We start from the raw sequence: 20,511 nt of genomic DNA on the forward strand, positions 1-20,511 counted from the left end.
ATGATGGATACAATACTTAAAACTATCATCGGACCAATTGTGGTCGGTGTCGTTCTTCGCTTAGTCGATAAATGGCTAAACAAGGACAAATAGTGTCAAAAAGACCCCAAGCTTATTTGGTCGTGAGCTTGGGGTCTTTTCTAGCCTATGATATAGACACAATACTTAATTCCCTTTTATTATCCCATAGTTCACAAAATTTGTCAAAGGTTTATATCTTCATCAATTCAGCTTCTCCAACTTTAGAATCTGTCCAATAAAGTTTATAAGATTAAGTAAAAGTTATCGGAAAATGATGTTTAAAATAGTCCCCAAAAGCCTGAAATAGAGCCAAAAAACTCCACCTGATTGGATGACTCCCGAGTTTAACACTTATGTGGTATAATATTCTACGGCACTGCTACACCGCCTACGAAAGGAGGTAAGATAGCCCATGATGGAACTAATCCTTAAAACTATCATCGGACCAATTGTGGTCGGTGTTGTTCTTCGCTTAGTCGATAAATGGCTAAACAAAGATAGATAGTGTCAAAAAAGACCCCAAGCTTAATGTGGAAGTTAGCTTGGGGTCTTTTCTAGGCCATGATATAGAACTAATCCTTAATTCCTCTCCATTATCCCACAGTTCACAAAATTTGTCAAAGGTTTATATTCTCTTGAACCTCTGTACTACAAGACGTTCAAGATTGCGAAAATTATCGGAAAATGATTTTTTAGAATAGTCCCCAAAAAGCCTGAAATAGAGCCAAAAAACTCCACCTGATTGGGTGGAGTTAAGGGAGATTATTATGAAAAAGAAAAGTTTAGGATTTTATTAAATAAAGTTAGGAGGTCTTTATTTAATAAAGATATAATACAAGACGAAGCTTAAAACTAGCTTAACTTTTCTCAAATTTTACTATTATGCAAAAAATTTCTATCACTAGCACTTCACCTCACAAAAAAGCCACCTGATTGGGTGACTTCATTAGGAGATTATGATGAAAAAAAGTTTTAGGATTTCATTAAATAAAGTTAGGAGGTCTTTATTTAATGACTATATGATACTAGACCAGCCTTAAACTTTGCTTAAGAAAAAACAAGTTTTGTTATTTTTCTCGATTCGTCCAAGTCATCCCTATACAATTATAGGTGGATAAGATTTCAAAGCCCATAGAACGATAGAAGCCCAAGGTTCTTTCTGTCTGGTCTGTTACCAGCTGGACTTGATAGACATCTTTGTAATCCTCTAAAGCCTCTTTCATTAGGGCACTACCAATCCCTTGACGCTGATAGATTGGTAAAACGATTAAATCCTGAACCAATACTACTGAGAATCCATCTCCAAGCAAACGAATCAAGCCCACCACAGCATCGCCATCAAGCGCCACATAAATCACTAATGAATGAGATAAGGCCTGCTCCAGCATCTCTAGTTGATGGGTATAATTTGTCCAACCGACAGCCTGATAGAGATGCAAAACATCCTCTAGCTTGACAATTTCTTGCTTTTTAATAGTAATCATCTCAACACCTCTTAAAGCTCTCTCGAGCTCTTGTACTGCTGTCCATTTTTATCAAAGTTTTCAGGAGTCAGCCATGCTTCCAATCGAGCTTTGACTTGAAGCCAGTCCTTATCAATCATAGACAACCAATCCGTATCCCTCGTACGCCCCTTATAAATGACTGCCTGACGGAAGGTTCCTTCATAGACAAAGCCCAAACGTTCCGCAGCTCGTCTTGATGGCAGATTAAAAGCATCGCATTTCCACTCATAGCGACGATAGTTAAGCTCCTCAAAGACATAGCAAGCCAATAGATACTGGGCTTCTGTTCCTATCCGTGTCCCCCTGAGCTCTGGAGAAAAAGTGACTGCTCCCACTTCTACCACTCGGTTATTCTGATCAATGCGCATGAGAGAAAATGTTCCCAAAGCCTCACCAGTTTCCTTGTCTATAATTGCATAGTAAAAGCGATCCTTACGAGCCAACATCTGATTTAAAAGGCCAACCAGTTCCTCCATATCCGCCACTGGTTCCTGAAAGAGGTAAGTCCACATCTCCCGCGGAGTATCTGGACCATAAACAGCTAATAAATCCTCAGCATGCTTTTTCGCCGAAAGAGCCTCTATCCGAGCATAACTCCCTTCTAAAAAGTCAATAGAAGGCAATTCACCTGGTGTATAACCTTCCATTAACTCACCAATCATCTGACCATATTCGTTTACTGGCATAACTTTCTCCTTTTGGCAGTTTTAAACTTTTTACTCAAACCTATTTAAATTGTCCTATCTACTAATTTCAAGTTTTTTATCAATTTCATTTAACAATTTTTCTACATCTTCTTTATTTAAAACCTTTTCTCGTGCTACATAGTTTCTACAAAGATTCAGAGTCGCAATTTGATCTGCCTTATCAAAAGATTCAAACATAATCCTCACTGCATCACGAGGACCTTCTCCCATTTTTTTGTCTACTACCCTCAAAAAGGTAAGCAGTTTTCTACCTGTTTCTTGACGACACGATTCGTACAAATCAATATATTCACCGTATTTTTTCAATTCATAATCGTTAAGTTTCTCACTAGATTTTACCTGCGAATAAAAATTGACAAGTGCCTTATTCTGAATAACATAATTTATTTTTCTGATATATTTTAATCCCTCTATTAAGAGCCAAATAAAATAGATTATCAGAATACCACACAGTGATAGCCACATGAAACCAACACTAAATTGAACACTAGGATAAGTTTCATTAAAAGGAACTATAAAATTTTTGGCTCCAAAATAATGAATAATGGATAACAAATTCATCACCATTAGCAGAGCTGCAAAAGATTTTGTAAATAAAAATTGATACACTTCGGACTGTTTCCTTATAATTTCATTTGGAGATATTCCAAAAATATTGCTTGATTTATCATTTGAAAAACTAAAGAAAGTGATAAAAACTGCAAAGAGAGTATCTAAAGTGAGTGTCAAATTTAAACTTTCCTGGTCCCAAAGAAAATTTTTAAAATAATATGCACCCACTATTGACATTACTAACACTATAACTGACACTACAATAATAGAAATCTTAAATAATAAAATTTTAAATTTCCTGCTATCGTTCATTAATCTATTCATTCTGACCTCTTCTAAAAGTAACTCTAAAGTTCATACTCTAGAGTTACTTCTTTTTATTTCACAACAATGTTAACCAATTTATTCGGTACCGCAATCACTTTCATGATGTCCTTACCGTCAATTTCTGCTTTGACTTTTTCATCAGCGAGAGCAATTTCTTGCAATTCTTCACGTGATAGGTCTTTAGCAACCATGAGTTTAGCACGGACTTTTCCTTTGATTTGGACAACAATTTCGACTTCGTCTTCAACTAGTTTGCTTTCGTCCCATGTTGGCCAAGCTACGTAAGAGATAGATTCACCTGTTGCTGCAACAGTTTGCCAGAGTTCTTCTGCCAAGTGAGGTGCAAATGGTGCAATCAACTGAACGAAGCCTTTGGCGTAGTCTACATAAAGTTTTTCTTCCTTGTTAGCCGCGTTGACAAAGACCATAAGTTGGGCAATAGCTGTGTTGAATTTCAATGATTCGATTTGTTCTGTGACAGCTTTAACGGTTTCGTTATAAACCTTGTCAAGAGCGCCATTGTTTTCCGCAGCGATTTCTTTACTTGTAATCAAGCGGTAAACACGGTCAAGGAACTTACGGCTTCCTTCCAGACCTTCTTCAGACCAAGCAATCGAAGCATCAAGTGGTCCCATAAACATTTCATAGACACGAAGGGTATCGGCACCGTATTGCTCCACCACGTCGTCTGGGTTAACAACGTTCTTGAGCGATTTAGACATCTTGGCTGGCGCTTGCTCTAACTCCTCTCCTGTTTCCACATGGAAGAAAGAACCGTCACGTTTTTCAACCTTATCGGTTGCCACAAGAGCCCCACGATGGTCACGATAGCTTGTTCCCAAAATCATTCCTTGGTTAAAGAGTTTTTGGAATGGTTCCTTAGTTGGAACAACACCAAGGTCATAGAGGAATTTGTGCCAGAAACGAGCGTAGAGCAAGTGAAGAACAGCATGCTCTGCCCCACCCACGTAGATATCTACTGGCAACCATTGTTTGAGCAGATTCTCGTCAGCCAATTTCTCAGTATTGTGTGGGTCAATATAGCGGAGGTAGTACCAGCTTGAACCTGCCCATTGTGGCATAGTGTTGGTTTCACGACGACCTTTGACACCATCTTCCCGAGTCACTTCAAGCCAATCTGTCAAGTTAGCTAGTGGACTTTCCCCTGTACCTGAAGGGCGGATGTCCTTGGTTACAGGCAAGACAAGTGGTAATTCACTTTCAGGAACAGCTGTTGAAGTTCCGTCTTCCCAATGAATGATAGGAATTGGTTCACCCCAGTAACGTTGACGGCTAAAGAGCCAGTCGCGGAGACGGTAGGTAACCTTCTCTTGTCCACAGCCTTTTTCTTCCAACCAAGCCACAATCTTGGCAATAGCATCTTCTTTGTTCAATCCATCTAGGAAGTCTGAATTAACGTGAAGGCCATCTTCTGTGTAGGCAGCTTCTTCAACGTTTCCACCTTCAAGCACTTCTACGATTGGAAGGTCAAATTGTTTGGCAAATTCCCAGTCACGTTGGTCATGGGCAGGAACAGCCATAACGGCACCTGTTCCGTAACTAGCAAGAACATAATCCGCAATCCAGATTGGAATTTCCTTACCATTGACAGGGTTGACGGCATAAGCACCAGTCCAAACCCCTGTTTTTTCTTTAGCAAGGTCAGTACGAGCCAAGTCAGATTTCAGACTGGCTTGGTGTTTATAGTCCGCCACAGCTTCAGCTTGTTCCACACTTACGATGGCATCTACTAGTTCATGCTCAGGCGCCAAAACAGTGAAGGTCGCCCCAAAAAGGGTATCTGGACGTGTCGTAAAGACTGTGAACTCCTTGTCTGTTCCCTTAACTTTAAAAGTTACATTAGCACCAGTAGATTTACCAATCCAGTTACGTTGCATGTCCTTGATAGACTCTGGCCAGTCAAGGTCATCCAAGTCATTGAGCAAGCGCTCTGCATAGGCAGTGATTTTAAGCATCCATTGGCGCATTGGTTTGCGGACAACTGGATAGCCTCCACGCTCAGAAGTTCCGTCAGGAAGAACTTCTTCGTTAGCAATGGCTGTTCCCAATTCCTCAACCCAGTTTACTGGCACTTCAGCTTCATAGGCCAAGCCTTTTTCGTAAAGCTTAGTGAAAATCCATTGCGTCCACTTGTAGTAGTTTGGATCTGTCGTGTTAACTTCACGATCCCAGTCGTAAGAAAATCCAAGCGCATTGATTTGGCGTTTGAAGTTGGCAATATTTTCCGCTGTAAATTCTGCTGGGTCATTACCAGTATCCATAGCATATTGCTCTGCAGGCAAACCAAAAGCATCCCAACCCATTGGGTGAAGTACGTTGTATCCTTGCGCACGTTTGTAACGGCTGAGGATATCGGTTGCAGTATAACCTTCTGGGTGTCCTACGTGCAGACCCGCTCCAGACGGATAAGGGAACATATCAAGAGCATAAAACTTCGGTTTTGAAGCATCTGTTCCTGTCTTAAATGTATGATGTTCTGCCCAGTAGCCCTGCCACTTAGGCTCAATTTCTTTATGATTGTAAAAACTCATGGTCTCTCTCCAATTTTGTGATGTTACTATTATACCATTTTTGAGGGAATTTGGTCTCGTTCTATTCTATACTTTTCTATTTTACCTTGCTCTAGAATTTTTAAACTGCTATACTTATAACAGAAAACCCTTCCAAGGAGGTAGCGGATGTCTCATTCCTTTAAAAAATCTCTCCAAAAAGAAATTCTCCATAGAAGCTCTATCGCAGCTTTTATGACCTCTCTTTTACTACTCATTTTACTTTTTGGTTTTTCCTATTTTTTACAAAAGCAGCAACTCTCCAAAGATACGAGACAGATTGTCAAACAGGTTCAAGAGATGAAAGAAGCCAATAATGAGCTCCTGACTACTATGAACCATAAAATGATTCCAGGATTTTTGGATGGCAAACACACAGAGCGAGAAGTCTTTAGCTTATTTTACGAGACAAAAGCTAGACTGAAGCTTAGTTCTGACCTCATTATCCTAAGTGATACAGGTGAATTACTATTTAGTACCAATCGCAATCATCAAGAAAGTATTTTATCTCCCTACTATCTAAAATTGCTCATTCAAAATCCTTCTCAAGAAAAAGTGACAGAAAAAATTGCACTCTCTTCAGACAAGCAACACTACACACTCTTTATCAAACCACTACTTCAAAACCAACGAGTTAAGGCCTATACTATTGCTTTCGTAAATGAGAATGATTTCATCTCAAGTTTCCCAATGATCAATTCCAAATACATCATTACCGATAGCTTTGGAAATATGTTTTCTAACAATACAAATCAGTTCACTCGTTCCACTCTTGAAAAATTTGATGAAAAACTCCTACACTCTCGCACCCACTGGTATGCGAACGAACCGCTTATTGTTCAAAAAGAAAAAGTCAGTGCTATTTTTTCAATCTATACTTTTCAATCCTTCTTTCCCATTCCTAGCTTACTTGGTCTAGCCTCCATTCTCACCTTATGTATATTCTTCCTCTACTTTTGGCAAGCAAGGCGAATTGCTCATAAAATTGCGACACACAATGCTGTTCCTATTGAAAGTTTGGTTTACCAACTTCAAGAAATTCCCAAACAAGCAGAAAAAAGGCTTTCTCTACAAACAGGTGATGAGTTTGAATTTATGGCAGAAAAAATTAATAATATGTTGTATGAATTAGATCAACTTCATCAAAAAATGCTAACCATCGAAAAAGAAAAGTGGATTTTTGAAAGAAAAATGCTGGAAGCTCAGTTCAATCCTCATTTTCTCTACAATACACTTGAGACAATTAAAATTACTTCTTTAATGGATGCCGCTCTCACACAAGACCTGATTCAAAACCTCACGCGCATTCTTCGCTACAGTATCACCGATTTAGAAAAAGAAACAACCATTTGTCAGGATTTAAAGATTATAGAGGATTACCTGATTATTCATAAGATTCGTTTTGAGCACTTTTCTTATGATATTGTCTGTCCAGAAACTGTCGATAATCAGCCTATTCCTAAACTTTTCTTGCTTCCTCTAGTAGAAAATGCTATAAAATATGGAATGCAATACCGTATTGATCTTCATATTGATATCCAAATTACCTTGGAATCAGATTCTCTAACTTTTTTAGTCAAGGATAATGCTGGAGGACTCACAAAACAAGAGCGACTCGCTATTTTAGACTCTTTAGAAAGCCCTCATACCCAGCATGGCATCGTTAACAGCTATAAACGATTGAGCAATTTCTTTTCTGATGTCCAGCTAGATTTAGGAGTCAATCGTCAAGGAGAAACTTGGGTCAAATTTATAACGAAAGGACTAACTCATGTTTAAGCTCATTATCGTAGAAGACGAACACCTCATTCGAAAATGGCTAGAGATTGCCGTAGACTACTCTGCCTTAGGTATCCAAGTCGTAGGAACTGCCAGTCACGGTCAAGAGGGAATGAAACTCATCCAAGAAAAAGAACCCCATATTGTCTTAACAGACATCACAATGCCAATTATGGATGCTTTTATGATGTTTGAAGCCACTCGTACTCTCTCCTATGAAAAAGTTATCTTATCAGGTTATAACGATTTTCAAAATGCCAAAAAAGCCATGCAATATGGAGCAGTTGATTTCTTATCCAAACCAATTGATACCAAGGAGTTGACAGAATGTCTTCAAAAAATTGTTTTGCGATTACGAGTTAGCACTCGTCAAGAAACTCCTTTTTTAGAAGAATATCAAACTTTACTCACCTCTATCCAACAAATTGATACACAAAACCAAATCATTCAGCAAATTCTTGAATTTGTTCATCAACACTACTGTATGCACTTTACCATTTCTAGCATTGCAGAGAATCTAGGGTATAGCGAAAGTTATCTATATAAGGTTATCAAAGAAGACTTCCCAATGACACTAAATGAATATATCTTACGCTACCGGCTCAAGCAAGCTATAAATAAAATAGCTGAGTCCCCCAACTCCCCCTTAAGCGATATCTCTGAACAAGTTGGATTTTCAGACTATAAATATTTTGCAAAAGTTTTTAAAAAGTATCTCCATATTTCTCCAAAAGAATTAAAACTCATGGATAAAAACCATTGATGTAAAAGAATTGCTCAACTCTAGCAATCTTTTTATTTTGTACTTTTACCCAATGAAAATCAAAGTGCTAACTACTCAAATCATAGCTTTGAGATCACAGATAAAGTGACGTGTTTTGAAGAGGATTACCATCAAAATCTCAGCTACAATTCACCAATTCTTACTCTAGGAACTCATTTCCTATTTTTCGTTTTAGATTTCTTTAAGGTTTTTATTATATCCTGTAGAACTCTACAATTTAAAGACATTAACAATCTAGGTAGAGAAAATGTTCGTAAAAAAGGAGATACTTATGAAAAAAATACTATTCTTTCTCTCTTGTGGCTGGATATTCCTTTCTTTATCAGGATGTTCTTCTCCTATAGAAGCGGAAACTAGCTCTGAAAAAGATTCAGATAGCACTTTGGTTGTCTACTCGCCTAACCCTGAAGACCTTATCGAAGAAACAATCCCAGCCTTCGAAGAAAAATATGGTATTAAGGTTGACTTAGTACAAGCCAGCACTGGTGAATTGTTCAAAAAAGCTGAGGCCGAAAAAGAATCCCCAGTAGCCGATGTCATTTTCGGAGGCTCCTACGCTCTCTTCTCTTCTAACGAAAAACTTTTTGAACCTTATATTTCCCAAGAAAATGACCAGATAATCCCTGAATATCAAAATAAAACAGGATTCTACACACCTTACACACTGGATGTCAGTGTTATCATTGCCAATTCAGCCCTTACAAAAGATATTAAAATTGAAGGCTACAATGATCTACTCAATCCTAAATTAAAAGGAAAAATTGCTACTGCTGATCCAAGTAACGCATCTAGCGCCTTTGCTCAATTAACAAACATGCTTGTCGATCAAGGTGGATACGAAAATGAACAAGCTTGGACTTATGTGAAAAATCTATTTACCCTGGTAGATGGGAAGATTGCATCTAGTTCTTCAAATGTTTACAAAGCTGTCGCCGATGGAGAAATGGCTGTAGGGCTCACCTATGAAGATCCTGCCTTAAAACTTTTAAACGACGGAGTTGATGTAAAAGTCATTTATCCAAAAGAAGGAACCGTCTTTTTACCTGGTAATGCGGCTATCGTCAAAAACGCCAAACATATGGAAAACGCTAAGAAATTTATCGATTTCCTCCTTTCTCAAGAAATCCAAGATAAGCTAGGAACTGAAACAACAATCAGACCCATTCGTAAAAATGCTAGAACCAATAAAAATATGAAGGCTATGACAGAAATCAATATTGCCACTGAAGATTCCGATTATGTCATTAAAAACAAATCCGCTATTCTTAAAAAGTACAATGACATTTTTACAGATATCCAATCTAAAAAATAAAATTTGACTTACCAGTGATTAACTGTCAAACCCTGCTATAAAATCAAAAAGATTACTTCCGTTTTGTAGAGAATTTTACTCTAATAGAATAGAATTATCGGTTTTAAAAACGCTTACATTGTTTTAAAATAAACTTAAATAACATAACGGAGGTATCCATCATGAAAAAGAAATGGATGTATTATGCTGCTTGCGGACTAGCTCTTTTTGGTCTTGCTGCTTGTTCTTCTAATGAATCTGCCGATGACAGTTCATCTGATAAAGGAGACGGCGGTTCGCTAGTCGTTTATTCACCAAACTCAGAGGGCTTAATCGGAGCAACTATTCCTGCCTTTGAAGAAAAATATGGTATCAAAGTAGAACTGATTCAAGCTGGTACTGGAGAACTTTTCAAAAAACTAGAGTCAGAAAAAGAAGCTCCTGTAGCTGATGTCATCTTTGGTGGTTCTTATACACAATATGCTACCCACGGAGAACTCTTTGAAAACTATACTTCAAAAGAAAATGATAATGTTATCAAAGAATATCAAAACACAACTGGTTACTCTACTCCTTATACACTAGATGGTAGTGTTTTAATCGTCAATCCTGATTTAACGAAAGGCATGAACATCGAAGGATATAGCGACCTTCTCAAACCTGAACTAAAAGGAAAAATCGCAACTGCTGACCCAGCAAACTCTTCTAGCGCCTTTGCTCAATTAACAAATATGCTACAAGCTCAAGGTGGTTACAAAGACGATAAAGCTTGGTCTTATGTAAAAGATCTTTTCACACTTATTGATGGTAAAATCGGTTCAAGCTCATCTGGTGTCTATAAAGCAGTCGCTGACGGAGAAATGGCTGTTGGTCTCTCTTATGAAGATCCAGCAGTTAAACTCTTAAATGACGGAGCTAATATCAAGGTAGTCTATCCAAAAGAAGGAACCGTCTTCCTACCTGCTAGTGCTGCTATCGTTAAAAAAGCGAAAAACATGGAAAATGCCAAGAAATTTATCGATTTCATTATCTCTCAAGAAGTACAAGATACACTTGGTACAACCACTACTAACCGTCCTGTTCGTAAAAATGCTAAAACAAGCGAAAACATGAAACCAATTGACAAAATCAAAACACTCACTGAAGATTATGATTATGTCATCAAGAATAAATCAGATATTGTTAAGAAATACAACGAAGTCTTTACAGATATCCAATCTAAACAGTAAAAGAGGTTCACTATGAGTGAGATCAAAATTATTAACGCCAAAAAAATCTATCACGATGTCCCTGTTATTGAGAATTTGAACATTACAATTCCAAAAGGAAGTCTCTTTACCCTTCTTGGACCTTCAGGGTGTGGGAAAACGACCCTTCTTCGTATGATTGCAGGTTTCAACAGTATCGAAGGTGGAGAATTTTACTTCGATGATATAAAAATCAATAATATGGAACCCAGCAAACGCAATATTGGCATGGTTTTCCAAAACTACGCTATTTTCCCACATTTGACTGTCCGAGATAATGTCGCTTTTGGTCTCAAGCAAAAGAAGGTTCCAAAAGAAGAATTGATCCAACAGACCAACAAGTATCTTGAACTCATGCAAATTGCTCAATATGCGGATCGGAAGCCCGATAAACTCAGTGGTGGACAACAACAACGTGTCGCCTTGGCACGCGCCTTAGCTGTTAATCCAAGTGTTCTCCTCATGGACGAGCCACTTAGTAACCTAGATGCCAAACTTCGCTTGGATATGCGTCAAGCCATTCGAGAAATTCAACACGAAGTGGGAATTACAACTGTTTATGTGACCCACGACCAAGAAGAAGCTATGGCTATTTCAGACCAAATTGCTGTTATGAAAGACGGAGTCATCCAACAAATCGGCCGACCAAAAGAACTCTATCATAAACCAGCTAATGAATTTGTAGCAACCTTTATCGGACGCACAAATATTATCCCTGCCACTCTTGAAAAACGGAGCGACGGCGCTTATATCGTCTTTTCAGATGGCTATGCCCTTCGAATGCCAGCTCTTGATCAGGCTGAAGCACAAGCTATTCATGTAAGTATTCGTCCTGAAGAGTTTATCAAAGATGAATCTGGAGATATTGAAGGAACTATTAGCGATAGCGTCTATCTTGGACTGAATACTGAATACTTCATCGAGACAGGTTTTGCCTCAAAAATTCAAGTTAGCGAAGAATCAACTTTTGAAGAAGATCTACAAAAAGGCGATCGTATTCGTCTACGAATCAATACGCAAAAATTAAACGTCTTTTCTGCAGATGGTTCACAAAACCTGATAAAAGGAGTCAACCATGGAACGTAAAAAACTAAATATTTGGACAGCCTCCTCTTTCTTCATCTTTCTTACCTATCTTGTCTTTCTCGTTTATCCTATCGTTACCGTGCTCAAGCAAGCACTCATACATGAAGGACAATTCTCACTAGCTAATTTTGTCACTTTCTTTAGTAAAGCATACTACTCTGAGACACTTGTCAACAGTTTCAAGGTTTCCATTACCGCTACTGTCACTTCCTTAGTTGTAGGAACCCTATTAGCTTATCTCTTCTCTATGTATGACTTCAAGGGAAAGAAATTTCTACAAATATTGATTATCATTGCTTCTATGTCAGCTCCGTTCGTGGGAGCCTACTCCTGGATTCTCTTGCTGGGACGAAACGGAGTCATTACTAAATTCCTGACAAATGCCCTTCATCTTCCAGCTATCGATATTTATGGATTCAAAGGAATTGTACTTGTCTTTACACTGCAACTATTCCCACTGGTATTTCTATACGTTGCTGGGACAATGAAGAGTATTGACAATTCTCTACTTGAAGCAGCTGAAAGTATGGGGTCCTTCGGATTTAAGCGTATCGTAACGGTTGTTTTGCCTCTCCTAGTTCCAACCTTACTAGCTGCTGCCCTACTTGTATTTATGAGAGCATTCTCAGACTTTGGAACGCCTATGTTGATTGGTGAAGGATATCGGACTTTCCCCGTCTTGATTTATACCCAATTCATTAGCGAGGTTGGAGGAAATTCTGCTTTTGCATCTGCTTTAGCAATTATGGCGATTATCATTGCCTTGGCAATCTTCCTTATCCAAAAATACATTTCAAACCGCTACAGTTTCAGCATGAATTCGCTCCATCCAATTGAGCCTAAAAAAACTACAAAAGGAAAAATGGTTGCCATTTATGCAACAGTCTACGGAATTATCTTGTTCTCTGTTCTACCTCAAGTCTACTTGATTTATACTTCTTTCCTAAAAACATCAGGTATGGTATTTGTCAAAGGCTATTCTCTAAACAGTTACAAGGTAGCTTTCAATCGTATGGGATCTGCTATTTTCAATACCATTCGTATCCCTTTGATTGCCTTAGTTCTAGTTGTCCTATTCGCAACATTTATCTCCTACCTAGCCGTTAGAAAACGGAATTTGTTTACAAACTTAATTGACAGCCTCAGTATGGTCCCTTATATTGTACCAGGAACCGTTCTAGGGATTGCCTTCATTTCTTCCTTCAATACCGGTCTATTTGGAAGTGGATTTCTTATGATTACAGGGACAGCTTTCATCTTGATCATGTCCCTATCTGTCAGAAGATTGCCTTATACTATTCGCTCATCTGTTGCTAGCTTGCAACAAATAGCACCAAGTATTGAAGAAGCAGCGGAAAGCTTAGGAAGTAGCCGTCTCAATACCTTTGCCAAGATTACAACTCCGATGATGCTATCTGGTATTATTTCTGGAGCCATCCTATCTTGGGTCACAATGATTTCAGAACTCTCTACTTCTATCCTCCTCTACAATGTCAAAACAAGAACAATGACTGTAGCTATTTATACAGAGGTTCTCAGAGGGAATTACGGTGTAGCCGCAGCCTTGTCAACTATCCTGACTGTTCTAACAGTAGGTTCCTTGCTCTTGTTTATGAAAATCTCTAAAAGCAACAGCATTACACTTTAGTTTCCCCCATCAAAAACAGCCGAAAAGATTACCCTCGGCTGTTTTTTCTTATCTTGATATTCTTATCAAATCCCTAGTTCATAGCAAGCAAGTCTAGACTGATTAAATAGAGGCTTCTTCCATCTTCTCCCGTCCTAACTCCCGGTAACTACGGTCACCGACAACTTCAACGCTAAACTGCCCGTCCTCATATTCAAGGATCGTCACGCTACCATTATCGAGACCATGCGGATGCATGCCATTAATCAGATAAACAATGGTTCCAATGGTCATTCCATGGCTCACGACAAGAGCATTGCCCCCACCTTGCTCTTCCATTTCTTTGGCAATCGCTTCAAAACCTTCCTTGATTCGACCACTGAGTTTTTCCCAGCCCTCAGCCCAACCAGCTGTATCAACCTCTACCAAACCCTCAGCCAGTTCAGCATAAGACAATTGGTGAACATGGTCCACATTAAAGATACGAGGAATAATGCCCATGAAAAGATCACCATCGTAGGCTCCGTCAAAGCTACCAAAACACCATTCTCTGATACGCTTGTCCATGCGATAAGGGATTTTCCCCTGCAAGCCAAGCTCGTCAAGGATAATTCCCATGGTCTGAATGGTGCGCCCTGAATCACTCGAATAAGCGCGCTCAAACTGCAGACCAGATTCTCGCAAACCGATTCCTAATTCTTGAATCCCTCGCTCACCTTCAGCTGTTAAGGGAGTGTCGCTCCAACCTTGCGCGCGACCAATCGTGTTAAACATAGTCTTGCCATGACGTACCAAATACAATCGTACTTTTACCATTTTCCGTCCTCCGTTTGCTTCTATTATATCATGGATGATAAAACAAAAGCCACCCATACAGGCGACTTTTGCAGGAGATTATTATGAAAAAGTTTAGGAGTTCTATTAAATAAAGATATTAGATGAAAATCAAATTCAAACTAAATCAGAGTTATCTGTTTCAAATAATATTAGGAGGTCTTTATTTAATGATTATAGTATACACATACAACCTTAAATAGAACTTAAAAAATTATACCCATTCACCTTTTTCGTTTACTTTATAGCCATTAATGGTCATATTTTTTGCCAATTTTCCATCAGCTAACAAGTAATACCACTTATCTCCATCCTTAATCCATTGGTTACGAGCGTACTTACCATCTTGGTTCAGATAATACCAACTATCATACTGAGAATCAAATACCCACTCACTCTTAGCCATATAACCGCCACGTTTTAGGTAGTATTCGCCCTGCCAAGCTTTCTCCACATAACTACCAGTTGAATCTACATAAAACCAGCTCTTATAATCTTCATCATAAATCCATTCACTTGCAGCCATTGAAGCATCTGCTTTTAGATAATAACGGCCTACCCAGCGGTTTCTTACAAGGTTACCCGAAAGGTCATTATAATACCATTTGCCAGACTCTTTAAACCACTTACTTGCTTGATGATTTTTCTTAGTTTCTCCATTAGAGGTAACAGTAGCTTGAGATGAAGTTGAAACTGAGGATGAAGTCCCAGTAGAAACTGCTTGAATAGCCTCTTCTTTTGTCACCTTAGGCTTAGCTTTTCCTTGGTAAACATCTTCGATACGCTTAGTAAAGACAGATAACTCTTCAGGGGATAGCATATGTCTTATTTCAGGTTCTTCCTTATATATTAGACCTGCTTCTTTTTTAATTTTGTATTCCGCTTCTTTAACTATCTGAGCTATTTCTTTGAATAATTTAAGCTTGTCTGCACCTGAAAGACCAGCATCACTTCTGATATCTTCTCTTTGAATAAAAGCTACATCATTCAACTTTTCAATGTTTTTTTGCGTAGGAATTAAACTAGGACTCGATTTATCAACATTTTTATAAAAAGTTGATAAATTTTGAACATAATCTTTTAATGTTAAATTAGTATTATTTTCTGGATCGTAATCACCAAAATAATTACGGTCCCGAGGTATCGACCAGCCTGTTAATGGTCCGTAAAACATTTTTAAATCGCTAATTATTTTTTCCTTTTCTTCAGATGAGTATAAGTTACTATCTTTTTCTACTTGCTGAAGTAGTAAGTCATATTTTTTTATTCTAGCTATATCAAAAACATATCCTAAAAAGTTAGGCACATCACTTTTTATTCTATTGACAATTTCTTCGAATTCAAACGAATAATAGTAACCATTTTTTGAAAATCTATTTATATTTTCCTCTGTAACCTCAGCTAATCTTTTAACTACGACAGTCTTGAGTTTTAAGACATCATCATCTTTAAATTGTACAGTATTCCAATCAATGCCATCAATTTCTTCCAATAATTTTTTCTTCACTTGTTCAGAATAATTTCTAGCTACATTCTCTAAATCTGCTTGTGTTTTATATAGACTTTCATTTCTTGAATTCGTATCATTTTCCTGCGCAAAAACTACTTGACTGGCAAAAGTTGGGACTAGTAAAGTCGACAGTCCTAAAGCTACTAAAGCATGTTTCATTTCTTTTTTCATCATTTTCTCCTATTTTCTTAATTTTTAAAACTATGAATTGGTGCTGGGATTTGTCCTCCACGAGAGATGAAATCGACAGACGAAGCCCCATTTACTTTCATAACAGGCGCAGTTCCTAATAGGCCACCAAACTCAATCATGTCGCCTTCTTTTCCTTTAGGAATGATACGAACAGCTGTTGTTTTCATGTTAATGACACCAATTGCAGCTTCATCTGCAATCATAGCCGCAATGGTTTCAGCAGGCGTATCTTCTGGTATGGCAATCATATCCAATCCAACAGAACAGATAGCCGTCATGGCTTCTAATTTTTCCAAATTAAGAGAGCCATTTTGCACTGCAGCAATCATCCCCTCATCCTCAGAAACAGGGATAAAGGCACCAGACAAACCACCAACTTGGTTGCAGGCCATCACTCCGCCCTTCTTAACTTGGTCATTCAAGAGAGCCAAGGCAGCCGTCGTTCCATGTGTACCAACTGTTTCTAGCCCCATTTCTTCAAGGACACGTGCAACAGAATCTCCAACCGCAGGAGTTGGCGCCAAACTCAAGTCCACAATACCAAACTCCACACCCAGTCTCTCACTGGCCATTTGACCAACCAATTGACCGATACGAGTGATTTTAAAGGCAGTTTTCTTAACTGTTTCTGCTACTACGTCAAAGCTCTCTCCACGAACTTTTTCCAAGGCACGTTTCACCACACCAGGACCAGAAACTCCGACATTGATGATAACATCTGCCTCCCCAACACCATGGAAGGCACCCGCCATAAATGGATTGTCCTCAACAGCATTAGCGAATACAACCAACTTAGCTGCCCCCATATCAGATAGAGTTGCCGTTTCCTTGATAACTCGTCCCATATCTGCGACAGCCGTCATATTGATACCAGACTTGGTTGAGCCGATATTGACTGACGAGCAGACCTTGTCCGTTTCGGCCAAAGCACGAGGAATAGAATTGATGAGAATCTCATCTCCCTTTTGGTACCCCTTTTGTACCAAGGCAGAGAAACCACCAATAAAGTCCACTCCAATCTCTTTCGCAGCCTTATCAAGCGCTTTTGCCAAAACTACATAGTCTGCGGCATCTGTCGCTGCTCCAATCAAAGAAATAGGTGTCACCGATACACGCTTATTAACGATTGGAATTCCCAACTCAGCCGCAATTTGATCGCCAACAGCCACTAAATTAGCCGCCTTGTTCGTAATCTTTTGATAAATTTTCTCCGCAGCACGATTGATATCTGGATCGATACAGTCCAAAAGGGAAATCCCCATGGTAATAGTTCTGATATCGAAGTTTTGCTCCTCAATCATAGCAATGGTTTCAGTAACTTGTCTAATATCCATGATAACCTCCTAGATATTATACATAGCTTCGAAAATCGCTGCACTCTGAATATTGATTTTCACATTCAAAGTTTGCCCAAAAGCTTCAAACTCATTTCGCAGATAAGTAAAATCCTGCTTTTTATCACTAGAGACGACAGCCATCATCGTAAAATATTCATCCAAGACAGTTTGAGAAATATCATCAATGTTCAAACCCAATTCTGCAATTTTACCAGAAACACCTGCAACAATTCCAGATTTATCTTTACCAACAACAGTTATAATCGCTTTCATAAGCAAACTCCAATTCTTCTTAAAATAAGAAACCTGAACATTAAACAGGATTCTTTTCAAATAGTATAGCATAATTCTAACTAAAATACTCAAAAACGCCTGCTTACGAAGTTGTTCTTAAGAAAAAAACAATTTCGTAAACAAGCGTCTACTATCCCAACTTATGATGAGTGTTCCCGCTAGGACCGAAATCCTAGCGGTAGACCAGAGCTAGACTAAGAGCACAAGACTCCATCATCATAACACTCAACAAAATTGATGATTTTATACTAATTCGATAATCGCCATTGGCGCTGCATCACCACGACGTGGTTCAGTTTTAAGGATACGAGTGTATCCACCGTTACGTTCAGCATAACGAGGTGCGATTTCTGAGAACAATTTTTGAAGTGCTGTAGTAGAAGTGTACTTGTCAGTTGCTTCATCATAGTTTTCAGATGCGATTTCATTACGTACGAAAGCAGCAGCTTGACGACGTGCATGCAAATCACCACGTTTACCTAGAGTAATCATTTTTTCAACAGTTTTACGGATTTCTTTAGCACGAGCTTCAGTTGTCACGATTGATTCGTTGATCAAAAGGTCAGTTGTCAAATCGCGAAGCATTGCTTTACGTTGTGAGCTAGTGCGTCCTAGTTTACGGTAAGCCATGTATTCCTCCTTTATTTATCTTTTAATCCAAGACCCAAATCAATGAGTTTGAGTTTCACTTCTTCCAAACTCTTGCGTCCAAGATTTCGTACTTTCATCATCTCTGCTTCAGATTTTTCTGTCAAATCATGCACAGTATTGATACCGGCACGTTTCAAACAGTTGTATGAACGCACAGACAAGTCCAGTTCCTCAATCGTACGATCCAAAATACGGTCGTCAGATTCAGTATCAGCTTCTTTCATCACTTCAGTTGACTTAGCAATCTCAGTAAGATTTGTAAACAAATCAAGATGTTCTGTCAAAATACGTGCTGAAAGCCCTAAAGCATCTTCTGGAATAATTGTTCCATTTGTCAAGATTTCAAGGGTCAATTTGTCAAATCCATCATTGCTACCTACACGAGCAGGTTCCACTTGATAGTTGACTTTTGTAACTGGTGTATAAATAGAATCTACAGCAAGTGTTCCAACTGGTGCATTATCTTTTTTATTTTCATCAGCAGGTACATATCCACGACCACTGTTAACAGTCATAGTCGCTTTTAGAGAAGAACCTTCACCGATTGTAAAGAGATAATGATCTGGATTTACAATTTCAATATCGCTATCTGTCAAAATGTCACCAGCTGTTACTTCAGCAGGACCTTCAACATCCAGTTCGATGATTTTTTCGTCTTCAACGTACGATTTCACTGCAATTCCTTTAATGTTCAGAATGATTTGCATCACGTCTTCACGAACACCTGGAACTGTGTCAAACTCATGTAACACACCATCAATGTTGATAGATGTCACAGCTGCTCCTGGTAGAGAAGCTAGAAGTACACGACGAAGAGAGTTACCAAGAGTTGTACCGTAGCCACGTTCAAGTGGTTCGATTACAAACTTGCCATAATCTTTATTTTCATCAATTTTTGTTATATTTGGTTTTTCAAACTCGATCATTTAGTTACTCCCTCTTAAACGAAAAGCAGTGTAATGCGATGATTATACACGGCGACGTTTTGGAGGACGAGCACCATTGTGTGGCACTGGAGTCACATCACGAATTGCTGTTACTTCAAGACCAGCGGCAGCAAGCGCACGAATAGCTGACTCACGACCAGAACCTGGACCTTTTACAGTAACTTCAACTGATTTAAGACCGTGTTCTTGTGCAGATTTAGCAGCAGCTTCAGAAGCCATTTGAGCAGCGAATGGTGTAGATTTACGAGAACCTTTGAAACCAAGAGCACCAGCTGATGACCAAGCAATTGCATTACCATGCACATCAGTAATCATAACAATAGTGTTATTAAATGTAGCGTGAATATGAGCAATACCAGATTCGATATTCTTTTTCACACGACGTTTACGTGTTGGTTTAGCCAAGACTTTTACCTCCTATATTATTTTTTCTTACCAGCAATCGCAACAGCTTTACCTTTACGAGTGCGAGCGTTGTTTTTAGTGTTTTGTCCACGGACAGGAAGTCCACGACGGTGACGGATACCACGGTATGAACCGATTTCCATCAAACGTTTAATGTTCAAGTTTACTTCACGACGAAGGTCACCTTCAACTTTGATTGCATCCACTTCACGACGGATAGCATCTTCTTGATCTGATGTCAAATCACGTACACGAACATCTTCTGAGATTCCAGCAGCAGCCAAAATTTTCTTAGATGTTGCAAGTCCGATACCATAAACATAAGTCAATGAGATTACTACGCGTTTGTCATTTGGAATGTCAACTCCAGCAATACGAGCCATGTTTTCTCCTTTCTATCTTATCCTTGACGTTGTTTGTGTTTTGGATTTGCTGGGCAAATTACCATAACACGACCATTACGACGAATAACTTTACAGTATTCGCAAATTGGTTTGACCGATGGTCTTACTTTCATTTCTTATCCCTCCAAGTTTTTCGATTATTTAAAGCGGTAAGTGATACGTCCACGTGTCAAGTCATATGGACTCATTTCGACAGTAACACGATCTCCCGCTAAAATACGAATATAGTTTTTACGAATTTTACCAGAAACTGTTGCTAAAATCTGATGTCCATTTTCAAGTTCAACCGTAAACATTGCATTCGGCATTGTATCAACTACTTTGCCTTCAACTTCAATCACATCGTCTTTTGCCACGCAAAAGCACCTCCATAAATTTCGATTCGATGCCTCTAGACACAGAGACAACAATTATAAGTCAGACTATCTTAGTATAACATTT

At 38.7% G+C, this 20,511-nt stretch carries 22 protein-coding genes; 8 read left to right on the plus strand and 14 right to left on the minus strand.

The features are described 5' to 3' along the window. The gene (locus O3650_RS01675; RefSeq protein WP_000969509.1) at positions 1–93 is read left to right on the plus strand and encodes a type I toxin-antitoxin system Fst family toxin; all 93 of its coding nucleotides are present in this window, start codon (positions 1–3) and stop codon (positions 91–93) included. Between the two features lie 340 nt (positions 94–433). After that, the gene (locus O3650_RS01680; protein WP_000970296.1) at positions 434–526 is read left to right on the plus strand and encodes a type I toxin-antitoxin system Fst family toxin; all 93 of its coding nucleotides are present in this window, start codon (positions 434–436) and stop codon (positions 524–526) included. A 562-nt stretch (positions 527–1,088) separates the two neighbouring features. On the opposite strand, the gene O3650_RS01685 is transcribed toward O3650_RS01680, so the two are convergent. From O3650_RS01685 to leuS, 4 genes are read right to left on the minus strand one after another with little or no spacing between them, the layout of a single operon-like run. Then, the gene (locus tag O3650_RS01685) at positions 1,089–1,505 is read right to left on the minus strand and encodes a GNAT family N-acetyltransferase (protein ID WP_203175589.1); all 417 of its coding nucleotides are present in this window, start codon (positions 1,503–1,505) and stop codon (positions 1,089–1,091) included. Between the two features lie 11 nt (positions 1,506–1,516). Then, a complete protein-coding gene (locus O3650_RS01690; RefSeq protein ID WP_371491441.1) occupies positions 1,517–2,212 on the minus strand; it encodes a GNAT family N-acetyltransferase in 696 nt (231 codons plus the stop codon). 54 nt (positions 2,213–2,266) lie between these two features. Continuing rightward, positions 2,267–3,109 (minus strand): hypothetical protein, encoded by an 843-nt coding sequence (locus O3650_RS01695; protein WP_203175593.1) that lies wholly within the window; start codon positions 3,107–3,109, stop codon positions 2,267–2,269. A 53-nt stretch (positions 3,110–3,162) separates the two neighbouring features. Further along, the gene (gene leuS, locus O3650_RS01700) at positions 3,163–5,664 is read right to left on the minus strand and encodes a leucine--tRNA ligase (RefSeq protein ID WP_203175596.1); all 2,502 of its coding nucleotides are present in this window, start codon (positions 5,662–5,664) and stop codon (positions 3,163–3,165) included. 147 nt (positions 5,665–5,811) lie between these two features. Between leuS and O3650_RS01705 the strand changes: the two genes are divergently transcribed. The 6 genes from O3650_RS01705 to O3650_RS01730 all read left to right on the plus strand — a co-directional run bounded on the left by O3650_RS01705 (position 5,812) and on the right by O3650_RS01730 (position 13,517). Further along, entirely contained in the window at positions 5,812–7,461 is a 1,650-nt protein-coding gene (locus O3650_RS01705) for a sensor histidine kinase (RefSeq protein ID WP_000019710.1), read from the plus strand. After that, entirely contained in the window at positions 7,454–8,224 is a 771-nt protein-coding gene (locus tag O3650_RS01710; RefSeq protein WP_000475408.1) for a response regulator, read from the plus strand. Before O3650_RS01705 ends, O3650_RS01710 begins: the two co-directional genes overlap by 8 nt. Positions 8,225–8,516: 292 nt before the next feature. Further along, positions 8,517–9,557, plus strand: a complete 1,041-nt coding sequence (locus O3650_RS01715) for an ABC transporter substrate-binding protein (RefSeq protein WP_203175597.1) — start codon at positions 8,517–8,519, stop codon at positions 9,555–9,557. 161 nt (positions 9,558–9,718) lie between these two features. Next, positions 9,719–10,765: an ABC transporter substrate-binding protein gene (locus O3650_RS01720; RefSeq protein WP_049531814.1), complete on the plus strand. Its 1,047-nt coding sequence runs from the start codon at positions 9,719–9,721 to the stop codon at positions 10,763–10,765. A gap of 12 nt (positions 10,766–10,777) precedes the next feature. After that, complete coding sequence (locus O3650_RS01725) at positions 10,778–11,869, plus strand: ABC transporter ATP-binding protein (RefSeq protein ID WP_203175602.1); 1,092 nt, start codon at positions 10,778–10,780, stop codon at positions 11,867–11,869. Further along, positions 11,859–13,517: an iron ABC transporter permease gene (locus O3650_RS01730; RefSeq protein ID WP_203175604.1), complete on the plus strand. Its 1,659-nt coding sequence runs from the start codon at positions 11,859–11,861 to the stop codon at positions 13,515–13,517. Before O3650_RS01725 ends, O3650_RS01730 begins: the two co-directional genes overlap by 11 nt. Before the next feature lie 102 nt (positions 13,518–13,619). On the opposite strand, the gene O3650_RS01735 is transcribed toward O3650_RS01730, so the two are convergent. From O3650_RS01735 to infA, 10 genes are all read right to left on the minus strand, one after another. Further along, a complete protein-coding gene (locus tag O3650_RS01735; protein ID WP_000241548.1) occupies positions 13,620–14,312 on the minus strand; it encodes a histidine phosphatase family protein in 693 nt (230 codons plus the stop codon). Between the two features lie 232 nt (positions 14,313–14,544). Further along, the gene (locus O3650_RS01740; protein ID WP_203175606.1) at positions 14,545–16,011 is read right to left on the minus strand and encodes an N-acetylmuramoyl-L-alanine amidase family protein; all 1,467 of its coding nucleotides are present in this window, start codon (positions 16,009–16,011) and stop codon (positions 14,545–14,547) included. A gap of 17 nt (positions 16,012–16,028) precedes the next feature. Continuing rightward, positions 16,029–17,366 (minus strand): PFL family protein, encoded by a 1,338-nt coding sequence (locus tag O3650_RS01745; RefSeq protein WP_203175608.1) that lies wholly within the window; start codon positions 17,364–17,366, stop codon positions 16,029–16,031. Positions 17,367–17,375: 9 nt separating this feature from the next. After that, positions 17,376–17,642, minus strand: a complete 267-nt coding sequence (locus O3650_RS01750; RefSeq protein ID WP_000644130.1) for an ACT domain-containing protein — start codon at positions 17,640–17,642, stop codon at positions 17,376–17,378. 264 nt (positions 17,643–17,906) lie between these two features. After that, the gene (rplQ, locus tag O3650_RS01755) at positions 17,907–18,293 is read right to left on the minus strand and encodes a 50S ribosomal protein L17 (RefSeq protein ID WP_000331493.1); all 387 of its coding nucleotides are present in this window, start codon (positions 18,291–18,293) and stop codon (positions 17,907–17,909) included. An 11-nt stretch (positions 18,294–18,304) separates the two neighbouring features. Further along, positions 18,305–19,240, minus strand: a complete 936-nt coding sequence (locus tag O3650_RS01760; protein WP_000568988.1) for a DNA-directed RNA polymerase subunit alpha — start codon at positions 19,238–19,240, stop codon at positions 18,305–18,307. Positions 19,241–19,282: 42 nt separating this feature from the next. Beyond that, positions 19,283–19,666 (minus strand): 30S ribosomal protein S11, encoded by a 384-nt coding sequence (gene rpsK, locus O3650_RS01765; RefSeq protein WP_001118385.1) that lies wholly within the window; start codon positions 19,664–19,666, stop codon positions 19,283–19,285. A 17-nt stretch (positions 19,667–19,683) separates the two neighbouring features. After that, positions 19,684–20,049, minus strand: a complete 366-nt coding sequence (rpsM, locus tag O3650_RS01770) for a 30S ribosomal protein S13 (protein WP_000090781.1) — start codon at positions 20,047–20,049, stop codon at positions 19,684–19,686. 17 nt (positions 20,050–20,066) lie between these two features. Further along, on the minus strand, positions 20,067–20,183 hold the full coding sequence (gene rpmJ / locus O3650_RS01775) for a 50S ribosomal protein L36 (protein ID WP_001808836.1): 117 nt from the start codon (positions 20,181–20,183) through the stop codon (positions 20,067–20,069). Between the two features lie 24 nt (positions 20,184–20,207). Then, positions 20,208–20,426: a translation initiation factor IF-1 gene (gene infA, locus O3650_RS01780; protein WP_001029883.1), complete on the minus strand. Its 219-nt coding sequence runs from the start codon at positions 20,424–20,426 to the stop codon at positions 20,208–20,210. Positions 20,427–20,511: the final 85 nt, after the last annotated feature.

The organism is Streptococcus sp. 20925_1_24, from assembly GCF_041432335.1.
Lineage (GTDB): Bacteria > Bacillota > Bacilli > Lactobacillales > Streptococcaceae > Streptococcus > Streptococcus mitis_BM.